Source organism: Sabulicella flocculans, assembly GCF_045449635.1.
Classification (GTDB): Bacteria; Pseudomonadota; Alphaproteobacteria; order Acetobacterales; family Acetobacteraceae; genus Roseococcus.
This window is the reverse complement of sequence record NZ_JBJJBR010000012.1, coordinates 33,299-48,877: the sequence shown is the minus strand read 5'-3', so window position 1 is coordinate 48,877 and position 15,579 is coordinate 33,299. Positions and strand designations below refer to the sequence as shown.

The 15,579-nt window shown below is 75.4% G+C and carries 17 protein-coding genes; 11 read left to right on the top strand and 6 right to left on the bottom strand.

From position 1 onward, the window contains the following. The first annotated feature begins 7 nt into the window (after window positions 1-7). From hemC to ACI6QG_RS12315, 10 genes are all read left to right on the top strand, one after another. On the top strand, window positions 8-991 hold the full coding sequence (hemC, locus tag ACI6QG_RS12360; protein ID WP_407024872.1) for a hydroxymethylbilane synthase: 984 nt from the start codon (window positions 8-10) through the stop codon (window positions 989-991). Beyond that, the gene (locus ACI6QG_RS12355) at window positions 984-1,691 is read left to right on the top strand and encodes a uroporphyrinogen-III synthase (RefSeq protein ID WP_407024871.1); all 708 of its coding nucleotides are present in this window, start codon (window positions 984-986) and stop codon (window positions 1,689-1,691) included. The genes hemC and ACI6QG_RS12355 overlap by 8 nt, the downstream gene beginning before the upstream one ends. Next, window positions 1,688-3,016, top strand: a complete 1,329-nt coding sequence (locus tag ACI6QG_RS12350) for a hypothetical protein (RefSeq protein WP_407024870.1) — start codon at window positions 1,688-1,690, stop codon at window positions 3,014-3,016. Before ACI6QG_RS12355 ends, ACI6QG_RS12350 begins: the two co-directional genes overlap by 4 nt. Before the next feature lie 6 nt (window positions 3,017-3,022). After that, entirely contained in the window at window positions 3,023-4,267 is a 1,245-nt protein-coding gene (locus ACI6QG_RS12345) for a heme biosynthesis HemY N-terminal domain-containing protein (RefSeq protein ID WP_407024869.1), read from the top strand. Next, window positions 4,267-5,220, top strand: coding sequence for an endolytic transglycosylase MltG (mltG, locus tag ACI6QG_RS12340; protein WP_407024868.1), 954 nt, complete (start codon window positions 4,267-4,269; stop codon window positions 5,218-5,220). The genes ACI6QG_RS12345 and mltG overlap by 1 nt, the downstream gene beginning before the upstream one ends. 94 nt (window positions 5,221-5,314) lie before the next feature. Further along, window positions 5,315-6,976, top strand: a complete 1,662-nt coding sequence (locus tag ACI6QG_RS12335; RefSeq protein WP_407024867.1) for a hypothetical protein — start codon at window positions 5,315-5,317, stop codon at window positions 6,974-6,976. Window positions 6,977-7,041: 65 nt separating this feature from the next. After that, window positions 7,042-7,596, top strand: coding sequence for a TetR/AcrR family transcriptional regulator (locus ACI6QG_RS12330; protein ID WP_407024866.1), 555 nt, complete (start codon window positions 7,042-7,044; stop codon window positions 7,594-7,596). Next, window positions 7,593-8,648, top strand: a complete 1,056-nt coding sequence (locus ACI6QG_RS12325) for an efflux RND transporter periplasmic adaptor subunit (RefSeq protein ID WP_407024865.1) — start codon at window positions 7,593-7,595, stop codon at window positions 8,646-8,648. Before ACI6QG_RS12330 ends, ACI6QG_RS12325 begins: the two co-directional genes overlap by 4 nt. Next, on the top strand, window positions 8,645-9,904 hold the full coding sequence (gene devC, locus ACI6QG_RS12320; protein ID WP_407024864.1) for an ABC transporter permease DevC: 1,260 nt from the start codon (window positions 8,645-8,647) through the stop codon (window positions 9,902-9,904). Before ACI6QG_RS12325 ends, devC begins: the two co-directional genes overlap by 4 nt. A 246-nt stretch (window positions 9,905-10,150) precedes the next feature. After that, the gene (locus ACI6QG_RS12315) at window positions 10,151-10,846 is read left to right on the top strand and encodes an ATP-binding cassette domain-containing protein (protein ID WP_407024863.1); all 696 of its coding nucleotides are present in this window, start codon (window positions 10,151-10,153) and stop codon (window positions 10,844-10,846) included. Here the strand turns inward: ACI6QG_RS12315 and ACI6QG_RS12310 are convergent. Genes ACI6QG_RS12310 through ACI6QG_RS12290 form a run of 5 tightly spaced genes read right to left on the bottom strand, consistent with a single transcriptional unit; the run spans window position 10,824 to window position 13,947 of the window. Next, complete coding sequence (locus ACI6QG_RS12310; RefSeq protein ID WP_407024862.1) at window positions 10,824-11,807, bottom strand: magnesium transporter CorA family protein; 984 nt, start codon at window positions 11,805-11,807, stop codon at window positions 10,824-10,826. The genes ACI6QG_RS12315 and ACI6QG_RS12310 overlap by 23 nt on opposite strands. 34 nt (window positions 11,808-11,841) lie before the next feature. Next, entirely contained in the window at window positions 11,842-12,510 is a 669-nt protein-coding gene (mtnC, locus tag ACI6QG_RS12305; protein WP_407024861.1) for an acireductone synthase, read from the bottom strand. Further along, window positions 12,510-13,049, bottom strand: coding sequence for a 1,2-dihydroxy-3-keto-5-methylthiopentene dioxygenase (locus ACI6QG_RS12300; RefSeq protein ID WP_407024860.1), 540 nt, complete (start codon window positions 13,047-13,049; stop codon window positions 12,510-12,512). Before ACI6QG_RS12300 ends, mtnC begins: the two co-directional genes overlap by 1 nt. Continuing rightward, window positions 13,046-13,663, bottom strand: a complete 618-nt coding sequence (locus ACI6QG_RS12295) for a methylthioribulose 1-phosphate dehydratase (protein ID WP_407024859.1) — start codon at window positions 13,661-13,663, stop codon at window positions 13,046-13,048. Before ACI6QG_RS12295 ends, ACI6QG_RS12300 begins: the two co-directional genes overlap by 4 nt. A 5-nt stretch (window positions 13,664-13,668) precedes the next feature. Beyond that, a complete protein-coding gene (locus ACI6QG_RS12290) occupies window positions 13,669-13,947 on the bottom strand; it encodes a twin-arginine translocase TatA/TatE family subunit (RefSeq protein ID WP_407024858.1) in 279 nt (92 codons plus the stop codon). Between the two features lie 311 nt (window positions 13,948-14,258). Between ACI6QG_RS12290 and ACI6QG_RS12285 the strand changes: the two genes are divergently transcribed. Next, window positions 14,259-15,278, top strand: a complete 1,020-nt coding sequence (locus ACI6QG_RS12285; RefSeq protein WP_407024857.1) for a TerC family protein — start codon at window positions 14,259-14,261, stop codon at window positions 15,276-15,278. A gap of 79 nt (window positions 15,279-15,357) precedes the next feature. On the opposite strand, the gene ACI6QG_RS12280 is transcribed toward ACI6QG_RS12285, so the two are convergent. Beyond that, window positions 15,358-15,546 carry a hypothetical protein gene (locus ACI6QG_RS12280; RefSeq protein ID WP_407024856.1) on the bottom strand — a complete coding sequence of 63 codons (189 nt, stop codon included), beginning with the start codon at window positions 15,544-15,546 and terminating at the stop codon, window positions 15,358-15,360. Between the last annotated feature and the right edge of the window lie 33 nt (window positions 15,547-15,579).

Sequence of the window (15,579 nt, the reverse complement as noted above, 5' to 3'; positions counted from 1 at the left end):
CGCGCGCATGTCCACCGCAACCGCCCGGCCGCACAAGGGCCTCCGTGCCCTGCCCCTGCGCGTCGGCACCCGCCAGAGCCCCCTCGCCCTGTGGCAGACCCGGCACTTCCTGGGCATCATCAGCAAGTTCTGCCCCGTGCTGCGCGGCGTCAACGCCTTCGAGGAGCACGCCATCGCCACCACCGGCGACCAGGTGCAGGACCGCCGCCTGGCCGACATCGGCGGCAAGGGCCTGTTCGCCAAGGAGATCCACGAGGCGCTGCTGGACGGCCGGGTGGACTTCGCCGTGCATTCCCTGAAGGACCTGGAAACCGAGCTGCCGCCCGGCATCGTGCTGGCCTGCACCCTGCGGCGCGAGGACGCGCGCGACGCCCTGGTGCTGCCCGAGGGCACGGAGGCCGGCGACCCCGCCGCCCCCTTCGGCGCCTTCGCCGCCGGGGCGCTGGTGGGCACCGCCTCGCTGCGGCGGCAGGCGCAGCTGCTGGCGGCGCGGCCGGACCTGCGCTGCACCACCATCCGCGGCAACGTGCAGACCCGCCTGTCCAAGCTGCAGGCGGGCGAGGTGGACGGCTCCCTGCTGGCGCTCGCCGGGTTGCGGCGGCTGGGGCTGGAGCACCGCGCCACCGTGGTGCTGGACCCCGAGGCGATGGTGCCCGCCGCCGGCCAGGGCATCGTCGGCGTCACCGTGCGCGCGGCGGATGGCGAGCTGCTGGACCTGCTCTCGGGCATCGAGGACCGGGAGGCCAAGGCCGTCTCCCAGGCCGAGCGCGCCTTGCTGGCGGCGCTGGACGGCTCCTGCCGCACCCCCATCGGCGGGCATGCGCGGCTGCTGCCCGACGGCACGCTGCACCTCACCGGGCTGGTGGCCCGCGCCGACGGCACCTTCCTGCTCAAGCGCTCCGTGCGGGGGCTGGCGGCGGACGCCGCGCGCATCGGCCGCGCCCTGGGCGAGGAGCTGCGCGCCGACAGCCCCGCCGACATCTTTGGCTGAGCACCGCGCCGGCGCGGTGCTGGTGACCCGGCCCGAGCCCGGCTGCGCCGAGACCTGCGCCCGGCTGGAAGCGCTGGGCCGCGCGGCCATCGCCGCGCCCGCCCTGGTGCTGGCCCCGCTGCCCGCCCGGCCCTTCCCGCCGGTGCAGGCGCTGCTGCTGCCCTCCCGCGCCGCCGCGCGCGCGCTGGCGCCCTGGCCCGTCCCGGTCTGGGCGGTGGGCGAGGGCACGGCGGCGGAAGCCCGCGCGCAGGGCTTCGCCGGGGTCCGGGCGGCGGAGGGCGACGCCGCCTCCCTGGCCCGGCAGGTCGGCGCGGCGCTGGACCCCGCCGCCGGGGCGCTGGGGCTGGCCTGCGGGCGCGGCTATTCACTGGAACTGGCGGCGGCGCTGCGCGCCCGTGGCTTCCGGGTGGTGCGGCGGGCCGTCTACGCGGCGCGGGAGGCGGCGGCGCTGCCCCCGGCGGCGCGGGACGCGCTGGCGGCGGGGCGGGTGGGACAGGCCTTGTTCTTCTCGCCGCGTTCCGCCACCTGTGCCTTGCGGCTGCTGGAAGGGGCGGGGCTGGCGGGGGCGGGGCGCGAAATCTCCGCCATCGCCATCAGCCCGCGCGTCGCTGCCGTGTTGAACACCGTGCCATGGCGGGAGGTGCTGGTCGCCCCCCGCCCCCACCCGGATGCGATGCTGGAGCTGCTGCCGCGCCCATGACCGAGACGACCCGCAAGCCCTCCACCCTCGACCCGGCCTGGATCGCCCTGGGCGCGGCCGGCGCCGTGCTGCTGGCCGCGCTGCTGTGGCTGACGCTGGGCCGCGAGGCCCCGGCCCCGCGCGTGGAGGCGCCCGCCGCCCCGACGGCGGCCGCGCCTTCCACCGCGCCCAACGGGGCGCCCCCCGGGGCGGCGCCTGCCGTCGCCACGCTGGCCCCCGCCGCGGCCCCCGACCGCCTGGCCCTGTTGGAGGAGCGGCTGCGCACCCTGGAAGCCCGCCCGGAGGCCGACCCCGCCCGGCTGGAGGCGCTGGAGCGCCGCGGCGCCGAGGCCACCCAGGCCATCGCCGAGCTGCGCGCCGCCACCGGCTCCGTGCTGCGCGAGGCCGGCGACGCCCTGGCCCAGCGCTTCGGCCAGCTGGACGCCGGCATCCGCGCCGCGCTGGAGGCCGCCGAGGCGCGGCTGGGCGCGCAGGAGCGGGCGATGGCCACCCTGGCGCAGCAGCTCCCCGCCGCCCTGGCCACGCTGGAGCAGCGCGAGCGCGCGGCGCGCGAGGCGCTGGAGGGCGTGCGCGCCGAATCCGCCCGCGGCCTGGCCGCCCTGCGCGAGGAAGCGGCGCCGCGCGCCGCGCTGGACGCCGCCCGCGCCGAGACCGCCCGCGCCCTGGAAACCCTGCGCGCCGAAGCCACCCAGCGCGAGGCCGCCGCCCGCCAGCTGCTGGAGAACGCCGCCGCCGAGGCCCGCCGCGCCCAGGAGGCGCTGGGCGCCGAGATCCGCCGGGTGACGGAGGCCAGCGCCGCCGCCACCCGCGCCGCGCAGGAGGAGGCCGCCCGCCGCATCGCCGCCATCGAGGCGCGGGTGGTGCAGGCGCAGCAGCGCGGCGAGCGCATCGCCGCCGTCGCCGCCGCGCGCGGCCTGCTGGATGCTGGCCGCCCGCTCTCGCCCGCCCTGCCCCGGCTGGGCGACGCCCTGCCGGCGGAGCTGCAGCGCTTCGCCCTGGCCGCGCCGCCGACGGAGGCCGGCCTGCGCGCCCGCTTCGAGGAAGCGGTGCGCGAGGCCCGCGCGCGGGTGACGCCGACCGACACGCTGGGCCGCCTGTCCTCCGTGCTCACCATCCGCCGCGGCGAGGAGGTGGTGTTCGGCGACGCCGCCGAGGCGGTGATCGAGCGCGCGCGCCGCGCCCTGGACGCCGCCGACCTGGAAGGCGCGCTGGCGCAGCTCGCCACCCTGCCGGAGGGCACGCGCCAGGCGCTGCGCCCCTGGACGGAGGAGGCGCAGTCCCTGCTGGCCGCCCGCGGCGCCCTGCGCCGCCTGGGCGAGGGCTGAACGGCCATGCGCGCCGCCCTCAAGGTCCTGCTCGTCCTCGCGCTCGGCGTCGCCGCCATCCTGTGGCTGGCCGGGCTGGGCGGCACCATGGAGATCCGCTGGCGCGACTGGGTGGTGGGGGTCTCGCTGCCCGCCGCGCTGGCCGCGCTGGCGCTGCTGTTCGCGCTGCTGCACGCGCTGCTGCGCGCCGTCTCCTGGCTGCGCGGCTGGCCGGCGCGCCGCCGCGCCGCCCGGGCCGAACGCGACCGCGCGCAGGCCGACCGCTCCCTCACCCTGGCGCTGGTGGCCCTGGCCGCCGGGCGGGGCGAGGCGGCGCGCATCGAGGTGAACCGCGCCCGCATCCTGGCCGGCGATTCGCCGCAGCTCCTCCTGCTGTCCGCCGAGGCGGCGCGGCTGGCGGGCGACGAAGCCGGGGCGACGGAGGCCTTCGAGGCGCTGGCGGCGCGCGACGACGCCCGGTTCCTCGGCCTGCGCGGCCTGCTGCGCCAGGCCGAGGCGCGGCAGGACTGGGAGGCGGCGCAGCGCATCGCCGCCGAGGCCCAGGCGCTGGAGCCCGGCGCCGCCTGGCTGGCGCAGGAGCGCTCCCAGGTGGCGATCCGCCGCCGCGACTGGCGCGAGGCCCTGGCCCTGGCCGGGCCGGAGGCGCCGCGCGCCGCCCTGTCCCTGGCTGCCGCCGGGCAGGAGGAGGACCCGCTGAAGGCGGCGGAGCTGGAGCGACAGGCCTTCATGGCCGACCCCGCCTTCACCCCCGCCGCCGTGGCCCATGCCCGGCGCCTGACCGACACCGGCAGCCCGCGCCGGGCGCGGGCGGTCCTGCAGCAGGCCTGGAACGCCCAGCCCCACCCCGACCTGGGCGCCGCCTGGGTGGCCGAGGAGGCCGACCCCACCCGCCGGGTGAAGCTGGTGGAGGAGCTGACCCGCGCCACCGCCGCCCACCCCGAGAGCCGGCTGCTGCGCGCCCAGGTGGCGCTGCAGGCCGGGCTGACCGGCCGCGCCCGGCAGGAGCTGGGCGCCTGGCTGGAGGAAGGCGACGCCGACCGCCGCGCCCATGAGCTGATGGCGCAGGTGGAGCGCGCCGACGGCGTGGAGGAGGGCGAGGGCGAGTGGCTGCGCCAGGCCGCCGCCGCCCCCGCCGCGCCGCTGTGGCGCTGCGGCCATTGCGGGGCCGAGCACAACCGCTGGAAGCCGCTGTGCCAGGCCTGCGACACCCCGGGCGAGATCGCCTGGACCGGGGCGACGCGGCGGGGCTGATGCGCCGGCTGCTGCTGCTCCTGCCGCTGGTGCTGCTGCTGGCGGCGGGGGCCGCCGCGGCGCTGGCCTGGCGCGCCGTCCACGCCCCAGGCCCGCTGCGCGAGGCCGCGACGGTCGCCGTGCCGCGCGGCGGGACGGAGGTCATCGCCGCCGCCCTGGCCGAGCGCGGCGCGCTGGACCAGCCGCGGCTGTTCGCCCTGGCCGCCCTGCTGACCCGCGGCGAGGGGCCGCTGCGCGCCGCCGAGTTCGCCGTGCCGGCCGGCGCCTCCATCCGCGACCTGCTGTCCATCCTGCGCGAGGCGCGCCCGGTGCAGCGCCGCCTGACCATCCCCGAGGGGCTGTCCGCCCGGCAGGTGGCGGCGCTGCTGGAGCGCGCCGAGGGGCTGGGCGGCGAGGTGCCGCCCATCGCCGAGGGCTCCGTGCTGCCCGAGACCTACAGCTTCCAACTGGGCGAGGCGCGGGCGGCCCTGGTGCGCCGCGCCCAGGCGGCGATGGAGGCCGCCCTGGCCGAGGCCTGGGCCCGGCGCGCCCCCGACCTGCCGCTGCGCTCGCCGCGCGAGGCGCTGGTGCTGGCCTCCATCATCGAGAAGGAAACCGGGGTGGCGGGCGAGCGGCCGCAGGTGGGCAGCGTCTTCGTCAACCGGCTGCGGCGGGGCATGCCGCTGCAATCCGACCCCACGGTGGTCTACGCCGCCACCGGCGGGCTGCCGCTGGAGCGCCCGATCACCCGCGCCGAGCTGGACGCCAACCACCCCTTCAACACCTACCGCATCCGCGGCCTGCCGCCGGGGCCGATCGCCATGCCCGGCCGCGCCGCGCTGGAGGCCGCCACCCAGCCGGCCAGCACCGAGTTCCTGTATTTCGTCGCCGATGGCTCCGGCGGCCACGCCTTCGCCCGCACGCTGGAGGAGCACAACCGCAATGTCGCGCGGTGGCGGGCGCTGGGGCGATAGCTCTGGCGACGAGGGGCGTTGACCGCCCGTCAATTGGCGGCCCCCCGGGGTGCTGGCTAGGCTGCGCCCCGCCCCATCGCCGAAGACGCGCCGCATGACACAGTATGTTTTCGCCCCCCTCACCCTCGGCACCGAGGGCGACGACGACATCACCACCATCCCCTTCGATTCCTCTTCGCAGATGATCATGGGCAGGGGCGGCAACGACACCCTGGCCGGCTACGAGGGCGACACGCTGTTCGGCGGCGAGGGCAACGACCGGCTTTCCATCACCGGCCTCCTCGCACAGCCCATGATGCCGGCGGCGCTGTTCGGCGACGCGGGCGACGACACCCTGACCGTCAGCGCCTGGAGCTTCCTGGCCGCGGGCGGCGCGGGGGCGGATCTCTTCATCCTCGCCGGGCTGCAGCTGTCCCTTGCCGGCTTCCTCGCCCCCACCCCCCTGCCGCGCATCGTCATGGATTTCCGGCCTGCCGAGGGCGACCTGCTGGCCCTGCCCAGTCCCGGGCGCGGCGACTTCCTCGGGAGCGCGCTGAAGGTCGCGGGGGTGCTGGCGGCGGTCGCCTCCCCGCCAGCGATCGGCCTGGCGCTGCCGGAGCTGGCGCCGGGCCTCGCCGCCTTCGGCGTCTACTGGCAGGGCAGCGGGGCGGGCGGCGGGTGGCTGGTGCTTGACCTGGATGATTCCCTGTCCGTCAGCGCGCTCGACCTGGTGATCCATGTCAGCACGCCGGACGACGACGCCTTCGCCACTTCCTGGTTCGTCCCTGGCACCTTTGCCGTGGTCGGCACCGCGGCGGCCGACACGCTGATGGGCGGCAGCGGCGCCGACACGCTGCTGGGCGGCGACGGAAACGACACCCTGGTCGGCGGCGGCGGCACCGACAGCCTGGACGGCGGCGCCGGCGACGACCTCTACTACGTCAGCGGCGCCGGAACGGTCGTCACGGATGCCGCGGGCCACGACACCGCCTTCTTCCAGGGCGGCACGGCCTGGACCCTCGCGGCGGAGATCGAGGTGGGCATCCTCGCCGGGGCGGCGCAGTCGCTCAGCATGCAGGGGGCAGCCGGCCGCACCCTGGCCAGCTTCGCCGATGCCGGCGTCACCCTCACCGGCGGGGCCGGGAACGACACGCTGTTCGGCCAGGCGGGGCGGTCCGATACGTTGCTGGGCCAGGGCGGCGACGACACGCTGCTGGGCGGCGGCGGCGCCGACCGCATGGAGGGCGGCGCGGGCGACGACCTCTACGTCGTCGCGGACGCCGGCGACGCGGTGGTGGAGCTGGCCGGCGGCGGGCAGGATCTGGCCGGGGTGGCCGTGGATGGCTGGGTGGCGCCGGAGCACCTGGAGGCCGCGTTGCTGATGGGCGCGGCGCGCATCCTTTCCGCGGGGGCGGGCGACCAGATCCTGGTCGCCAACGCCGCCTTCGGCTCCACCCTGTCCGGCGGCGAGGGCAAAGACACCCTCCTCGGCGCGGCCGGCGACGACGTGCTGGCGGGGGGCGCCGGCGACGACCTGCTGGTCATGGCCGGCGGAGGGGACCGGCTGGTCTTCGGCGCCGGCTGGGGCACGGACATCGTGCTGGATGCGCGGGCCGGCATGGTGCTGGACATGCGCGGCACCGGGCTTTCGGGCGTGGACGATCTGGCCGGGGTGGGCATTGGCAATGGCGTGGTGTCGCTGTTCAGCCGGGAGGGCACGCTGCACTTGTTCGGCGCCGATTGGGCCACCGTGCGGGACGCGCTCGTCTTCGCCTGACCGTGCGCTGCGAATGAACCGGCTGGACGGTTGACTTACCGTCCAGCCGGTCCACATGGGGCGCCATGGACGGACTGGCCCCTCCCGCCGACGCGCGCACCCGCATCCTCGACGCCGTGGAGGCCATCGTCATGGCCAAGGGCGTGCCGGCCCTGACGCTGGAGGCGGCGGCGCGCGAGGCCGGCGTTTCCAAGGGCGGGCTGCTCTACCACTTCGCGTCCAAGGAGGCGCTGCTGGCCGGCGCGCTGAACCGCCTGGCCGACCACGTGGAGGCCGACTACGAGCGCGTGCTGGCCGAGACCCCAGCTGGCCCCAACCGCGCCACCCGCGCCCTGCTGAACTGGACCTTCGAGCACCCGGAGGCGGTCTGCGCCCAGCATGACCGCGCCGGGGCGGTGTTCCTGGCCGCCTTCCACCACGACCCCGCCCTGCTGGACCCGGTGCGCGCCGTCTTCGCCCGGCTGCGCGCCCGCATGATCGCCGATGGGCTGGAGCGCGGCCGCGCCCTGGCCATCATGGCCGCCAGCGACGGCCTGTTCGCCGAGCGCCTGTTCCGCCTGTGCGAGCCCCCGGCCGATGACCTGCCCGGCATCCGCGCCGCGCTGGAGGCCCTGCTGTGAGGCGGCGCTGGCTGCTCGGCGCCGCCGCCCTGGCCATCGGCGCCGGCGGCTGGTGGTGGACCGCCCGCGAGGCGCCGCCCGCCGCCCCCGCCGCCGTGGTGGAAGCCCCGCGCGGCGTCGGCGCCCTGGGCCGCGTCGAGCCGCAGGGCCGCATCCGCCGGCTCAACCAGCCCGGCGGCATGGCGGTGACGCGGCTGGAGCGCCTGCTGGTGGCGGAGGGCGAGGAGGTGCGCGCCGGCCAGCTGCTGGCCGAGTTCGCCGATGCCGCCCAGAAGGACGCCGCCGCCGCCCAGGCCGAGGCCGCGCTGGCCGAGGCCCGCGCCAGCCTGGAGCGCACCCGCGCCGCGGGCCGCCCCACCGAGGTGCAGGCCCAGCGCGCCCGCATCGCCGCCCTGGCCGCGCAGGAGGAGATCGCCCGCCGCGACGCCGCCCGCACCGACGCCCTGGTGCCCACCGGCGCCGGCAGCGCCGCCGTGGCCGAGCGCAACCGCTACCTGGCCCTGCAGCTGGCCAGCCAGCGCGCCCAGGCCGAGGCCGACCTCGCCACCCTGTCCACCCCGCGCCCGGAGGACGTGGCCCTGGCCGAGGCCCGGGTGGCGCAGATGCAGGCCGCGCTGGACAAGGCCCGCGCCGACGCCGCCCTGGCCCGCGTGCGCGCCCCGGTGGACGGCACGGTGCTGCGCATCTTCGCCCGCCCCGGCGACCAGGTGGGCGGCGACGGCCTGCTGGAGATGGCGGACCTGTCGCGCCTGGACGTGGTGGCCGACGTCTTCGAGACCGACCTGCCCCGCCTGCGCCCCGGCCAGCGCGCCGAGGTCATCGTGCCCGGAGAGGCCGCCCGCCTGCCCGCCACGGTGCGCGAGCTGGGCTGGACGGTGCGCCGCACCACCCAGGCCGGCAGCGACCCGGTGGCGGCGGTGGACGCCCGCACGGTGGAGGTGCGCCTGACCCTGGGCGAGGAAGGGGTGGCGCTGCTGCGCCGGCGCTCGGGCATGCAGGTGCAGGTGCACGTCCCGGCCGAGGGCGCGCCCCGCGTGGCGGCGGCGCGATGAACGAGATCTCGCCGCCGCGCCTGCTGCCCTGGGCGCCGGAGCTGTCCGGCGCCGCGCCCGCCCCCGCGGCGGCGCCGCCGCGCGGCCCCGGCCCGCTGGCGGCGCTGTGGCTGCCGCTGCGCCTGGCCGCGCGGCAGCTGCGCGCCGACCGCGCCAAGCTCCTCACCGCCATCGCGGGCGTGATGTTCGCCGCCGTGCTGGTGTTCATGCAGCTGGGCTTCCGCGGCGCGCTGTTCGACAGCGCCACCAACCTGCTGGCCGGCATGCGCGCCGACCTGTTCCTGATGCACCCGATGACCCAGGCGAGCTTCCGGCCGGAGCCGCTGCCGCGCGCCCGCGCCTGGCAGACCCTGGCCGACCCGGCGGTGGAACGCGCCGTGCCGGTCTACCTGGCCCAGCAGACGCTGCGGAACCCCGAGGGCGGCTCGCGCCGCGCCGTGCAGCTCATCGGCCTCGACGCCGCGGGGGGCGCGGTGGCCTTCCCCGGGCTGGCCGCGGCGGCGGCCGACCTGACGCGCCCGGACACCTTCGCCTTCGACCGCCGCTCGCGCCCCGAATTCGGCCCGCTGCCGGCGCTGTTCGAGCGTGACGGCCCCTTCGAGGTGCAGATCGGCCACCGGCAGATGCAGCTGGTCGGGCTGGTGGAGATCGGCCCCTCCTTCGGCGCCGACGGCAACGCGGTGATGAGCGAGGTGAACTTCCGCCGGCTGGTGCCGCGCGCCGCCTCCAACACCGACCTCGTCGCGCTGAAGCTGCGCGCGGGCGAGGACGTGCTGGCCGCCCAGGCGCGGCTGCGCGCCCTGCTGCCCGGCGACGTGCTGGTGCTGACCCACCCGGAACTGGTGGCGAAGGAGCGCGCCTATTGGGAGGACAGCACGCCCATCGGCTTCATCTTCGTGTTCGGCTCCGTCATGGGCCTCGTGGTCGGCATGGTCATCGTCTACCAGATCCTGTTCGCCGACATCGCCGGCCATCTGGGCGAGTACGCCACCATGAAGGCCATGGGCTATTCCAACGGCCACCTGGCGCGGGTGGTGGTGGGCGCGGCCGTCATCCTGGCGCTGGTGGGCTTCGTGCCGGGCTTCGCCCTGTCCTGGGTGCTGTACGACTTCGTGGCCGGCGCCACCTTCCTGCCGCTGGAGATGTACCCCGAGCGCGCGCTGGGCGTGCTGGCGCTCATCTTCGGCATGTGCGTCGCCGCCGGGCTGCTGGCGATGCGCAAGCTGCGCGACGCCAACCCGGCGGACATGTTCTAGCCCCATGCCAGTTTTGCTGCGCAAAACCGCCATGGGGGCCCCGATGGCAGGCGCACCGTCCGCCAGCGCCTTGTCGCCGGACCGCCTGCGGCCATGCCGCTTCGCGCATGCCGGGCCGGGGCTTCGTCCTGGGTGGCCTTCCCCGCACCAAGGCGAAGCCTTGGCGCGACCCGCGGGTGCCTCGGCGCTGGCGGGCCGCTCCTCGGGCGTCCTGCCCACTGCGGCGCGACCGGAAGGCGCGCGGCGATGAACCCCGTGGAACTGCGCGGCATCACCTTCGCCTATGGCGAGGGGGAGCTGCGGCGGGAGGTGCTGCGGCAGGTGGACCTGTCCATCGGCGCGGGGGAGATCGTGATCCTCACCGGCCCCTCCGGCTCGGGCAAGACCACGCTGCTGACGCTGATCGGCGCGCTGCGCGCCATGCAGGACGGCAGCGCCCGCGTGCTCGGCCAGGAGCTGCGCGGGGCGGAGGAGGCGGCGCGGGTGCGGCTGCGCCGGCGCATCGGCTTCATCTTCCAGAACCACAACCTGCTGGGCTTCCTGACGGCGCGGCAGAACGTCGCCCTGGCGCTGGAGCTGGACGGCAGCCTGGACGAGCGCGCGCGGATGGAGCGCGCCGCCGCCATGCTGGGCGCCGTGGGCCTGGCCGACCACCTGGACAAGGTGCCGGCCAAGCTCTCGGGCGGGCAGCGCCAGCGCGTGGCGGTGGCGCGCGCCCTGGTGGGCCGCCCCGGCCTGGTGCTGGCCGACGAGCCGACGGCGGCGCTGGACAAGCGCAGCGGCCAGGAGGTGGTGCACCTGATGCGCGACCTCGCCAGGAAGGAGGGCACGCCCATCCTGCTGGTGACGCACGACCCCCGCATCCTCGACATCGCCGACCGCGTGGTGGCGATGGAGGACGGGCGCATCGTGCAGGACGCTACAGCCAGCCCCGCCGCTTGAAGTACCAGACCGGCCCCACGGCGGTCAGCACCATCAGCCCCAGCGCCAGCGGGTAGCCGACGGGCCAGGACAGCTCGGGCATGTGCGCGAAGTTCATGCCGTAGATGGAGGCGATCAGCGTGGGCGGCATCAGCGCCACGCTCACCACCGTGAAGGTCTTGATGATGGCGTTCTGCTCGACGTTGATCATGCCCAGCACGGCGTCCAGCAGGAAGGTCGCCTTGCTGTTCAGGAAGTTCGCGTGGTCCACCAGGGAGCGCACGTCGCGCACGATGGTCTTGATGGCGCCCTGGTTCTCCTTGCGGATCGCCACCGCCTTCTCCGCCGTGAGGAAGGTGAGGATGCGCGACAGGCCCAGCAGCGTCTCGGAGGCGCGCGTCGTCACCTCCCCCACCTGGCCCAGCGTCAGCAGCGCCTCCTTCAGGTCGCGCTCGCGCAGGGTCACGGCGCGGCGGCCGCGGGCGGTGCGGAACGCCCCCTGCGAGGCGCGGTCCATGTCGGCGCCCACCTTCTCCAGGATGTCGGCCAGCCGGTCCACGATCTGCTCGATGATGTGGAACATGGTGGCGTCGGGCGCCGCCAGCAGGGCGGGGGCGCGCTGGCAGCGCGCGGCGAAGACCGGGAAGGCCTTGGGCGTGGCGTAGCGCACCGTCACCAGGTTGTGCTGCGTCAGCACGAAGGAGATCGGCGTGGAGCCCATCTCGCCGGAATCGGCGCCGTAGAGGAAGTTCGCCGTGGTCACCAGCGCGTCGCCCTCGCGGTACAGGCGCGAGGAGCTCTCGATCTCCTGCATCTCCTCCCGCGTGGGGATCTCCAGGCCCAGCGCGGCCTGCACGGCGCGCTCCTCCTCCGGGCTGGGCATCAGCAGGTCCAGCCAGACGGCTTCGCGCAGGGCGGCGGGGTCGCGCTCGCCCTCGCGCACGGACAGGGCGCCGCCCGTCACGGTGTAGGTCGTCAGCATGTGGTCGGCGGCCTCCGCTGCGGGCGGCGGTTGCTTAGCCCTTCGCGGGCGCGAAAGGAACCTCGGTGAAGTCCCGGGCGACGGGGTGGCGGCCGCTGGCCGCGGTGCCGTCCTCCGGCCGCACCAGCTGGCAGGTCGCCATGCCGGCCTCGCGCGCCGCGTCCAGCTCCTCCGCCACGTCGCTCAGGAACAGCACATCGGCCGGGGCGGCGCCCCAGGCGGCGGCGATGCGGGCGTAGGCGGCGGCCTCGCGCTTGGCGCCCATGCGCGTGTCGAAAAAGCCCGCGAACAGCCCTTCCAGGTTCCCCGCCTCCGAATGGCGGAACAGCAGCCGCTGCGCCTCCTCCGAGCCGGAGGAATACACCGCGAGCGGCACCCCGGCGGCGTGCCAGGCGCGCAGGGCCGGCGCCACGTCGGGCCACAGGTGGCCGCGCAAGGCGCCCTCGGCGTAGCCCTGGCGCCAGATCAGGCCCTGGATGGCCTTCAGCGGCGTCGCCTTCACGTCGGCGGCCATCCAGGCGCGCAGCTGCGCGGCCTTGTCATCGCCCGGCACCTCGCGCAGCGCCGCCGCCACCTCGGGCTCCGCCGCGTGGGCGCGCAGGAAGCCGTCCAGCTCCCGTTCCGCGAAGGGGAACAGCGTGCGGTGGACGAAGGCGATGGCGGTGGTGGTGCCCTCGATGTCGGTGAGGATGCGCGCCGGCATCAGCCCACGACGACCGGGAAGCGCTCCGCCATGTCGGTGCCGGTGTAGTGCGGCGTCCAGCCCGAGGTGTCGGTGAACACGCGCAGCACGGTGAAGTCCGGCGCGTCGCCGCTGTCGAACCAGTGCGTCACGTTGGCGGGCACCGAGATCAGGTCGCCGGTGGTGCAATGCGCGTCATACACCTTGCCGCCCACGTGCAGCACGAAGTTGCCGGCGCCCGAGTGGAAGAAGCGCACCTCGTCCTCCGTGTGGGTGTGCTCCTTCAGGAACTTGTCCCGCAGGGCGCCCTTCATCGGGTGGTCGGGAGTGAGCTGGATGACGTCGGCCGTGCCGGCCGCGGTCTCGGCCAGGAAGGCGTCCAGGCGGGGCTTGTAGGCCTCCAGCACCGCCTCGGGCGCGGCGCGGGCGGGGATGTCGGCCACCGGCCAGCGCTCGAAGCGCACGCCGATGCCGGCCAGGGTGGCGGCGATCTCCGCCGGGTCCTGGGTGTTCAGCACCTCGGCCTTGGTGGCGGCGTCCCACACGGTCAGTCGGCTCATCGCAATCTCCGTTGCTGAAGCTCGCAGTCGAGCATGAATTCCAGCGCCTCCAGGCGCAGCAGCGCCTCGGGCATGTCGCGGCCCCACACATATACGCCGTGGCCGCGCAGCAGGTAGCCGGGAACCGATGCGCCCCCGGCATCCCAGCATGCCTCCACGCGGGACTGCAGGCGCGCGATGTCCTGGTCGTTGTCCAGCACCGGCAGGCGGATGGCGGATTCATGCGTCGCCAGGCCGGGGAAGGCCTTCAGCAGCTCGTACCCGGCCAGGGTGACGGCCTCGCCCGCCAGGCGCGACAGCACGGTGACCGGCACCGAATGGCCGTGCAGCACCGCGCCCGCCGCGGCGAAGCGGCGGTAGATGCCGCAATGCAGCCCGGTCTCGGCCGAGGGGCGCAGGGCCGGGTCCTCCGGGGCGCCGCGCAGGTCCACCGCCATCACCCCGTCCTCGGGGATGAAGCCCTTGTGGAAGCCGGAGCGCGTGATGGCCACGCGCCCCTCGCCCAGCCTGACGGAGATGTTGCCGGCGGTGGCCGGGACCCAGCCGCGCGCGTCCAGGCGGCGGCCGGCGGCGCGGATGGCCTCCACCGCCGCCGCGGGCAGCGGCGGGGCCATCGGCCTCAGGCGGCCGGGCGGCCCGGCGTGGTGGTGCCGGCCGTGGTGGTGGCGGTCGCGGCCGGCTGGGCGGTGCTGGCCGCGGCGGGCGGCAGGGTGCCGGCGGCGGGCGGCGCGGCCTCGGCCGTCATGGCGGCGTCCTTCTCGTCCTCCTTGATGTTCTGCTTGAAGGACTTGATGCCCTTGGCCAGGTCGCCCATCAGCCCGCTGATCTTGCCGCCGCCGAAGAGCAGCAGGACGACCAGCAGGACGACCAACCAATGCCAGATGCTGAAGGAACCCATCGTCGCGCCCCGATCCCGTGAGGAGGTGTTGGCCGGACCCTAATGCGGCGGCGCGCCGGGCGCAAACGCAGGGTCCGTTCCGCCCGGATGTGGGAAACCCCCGTTGCCGGCGCAACGGGGAAAATGGTTCAGCCAGGGTTCAGATTTCCACTTGATTGCGTGAATGCAATGCTCCATATGCCGCCTTCGATCCGGGCCCCTCTGGCGCCGGCGGGTGGCGTGGCCGCCCGTCGCGCGATGTCGGATCTCTCTGCCACACCGCGCGGCACGGGAGATCCCGCGTCCGTGCGCCAAAAGGGGATGATTCTTCCATGGAGTTCCTGGCGCTCGAATGGGTCGGCAAGCCGCTCTGGATGTGGGGCGGCTTCCTGGCCATCGTGGTCGCGCTGCTCGCCTTCGACCTCGGCGTGCTGAACAAGACCGACAAGGAGATGGGGATCGGCGAATCCCTGTGGCTTTCGGCCTTCTACATCGGCTTCGCCATGCTCTACGGCGGCGCCATCTGGTGGGCCTACGATGCCGGCCACATCACCACCAGCGACGGCACCCACGCCGGCATCACCTACTTCACCGGCTTCTTCATCGAGAAGGCCTTGTCCATCGACAACGTCTTCGTGATCAGCCTGATCTTCGGCTACTTCGCCATCCCGCGGAAGTACCAGTACCGCGCGCTGGTGTGGGGCATCATCGCCGTCATCGTGCTGCGCGGCGTCATGATCGGCGTCGGCGCGGCGCTGGTGCAGGAGTACTCCTGGATCCTCTACATCTTCGGCGCCTTCCTGATCGCCACCGGCATCAAGATGCTGGTGGTGCCCGAGGGCGAGACCGACATCTCCAAGAACCCCGTGGTGCGCTTCATGAAGAAGCACATGCGGGTGTCGGACACGCTGCACGACCAGAGGTTCTTCGTCCGCCTGCCCGACAGCCGCACGGGCAAGCTGGCGCTGACCGCCACGCCGCTGTTCCTGGCGCTGGTGGTGATCAACATCGCCGACCTGATCTTCGCGGTGGACAGCGTGCCGGCGATCTTCGCCATCACCACCGACACCTTCATCGTCTACACCGCCAACATCATGGCCATCCTGGGCCTGCGCGCGCTCTACTTCGCGCTGGCCGCCATGGTGCACCGCTTCGAGTACCTGAAGTACGCCCTGGCCCTGGTGCTGGTGTTCATCGGCGCCAAGATCTTCTGGAACCAGATCGTGGGCAAGCTGGACCCGGCCATCTCGCTGGGCGTCACCCTGGCGCTGATCGCGGGGGGCATCGTGTTCAGCCTCTACAAGACCCGCGGCCACGCGGCGCACGGCGCCGCGGCCCGCCCGGGCGAGTGAGGCGCGCCGCCCCGGCGGCATGACACGGCAGGGGCGGCCCCGGCGACGGGGCCTCCCCTGCCTCGTTTCGCGCGGCGGTTCAGCGGTGGCCGGGCTGGCCGCGCTCGCCGCAGGCCCAGCCATGGCCGTGGTCCAGCCCCTCGTCGTGCTCCGCCTGGGCGGGGTGGGCGTTCATCGCCGCCGCCACCTGCGCGCGGGAGGGCTGGGCGGGCGGCTGGCCCCAGTTGTGGGAATGCACCAGGCCGTCATCGTGGTCGTCGTGGTTCATCGGGGCGTCTCCTTTTGCGTCTGATGGGGGTCG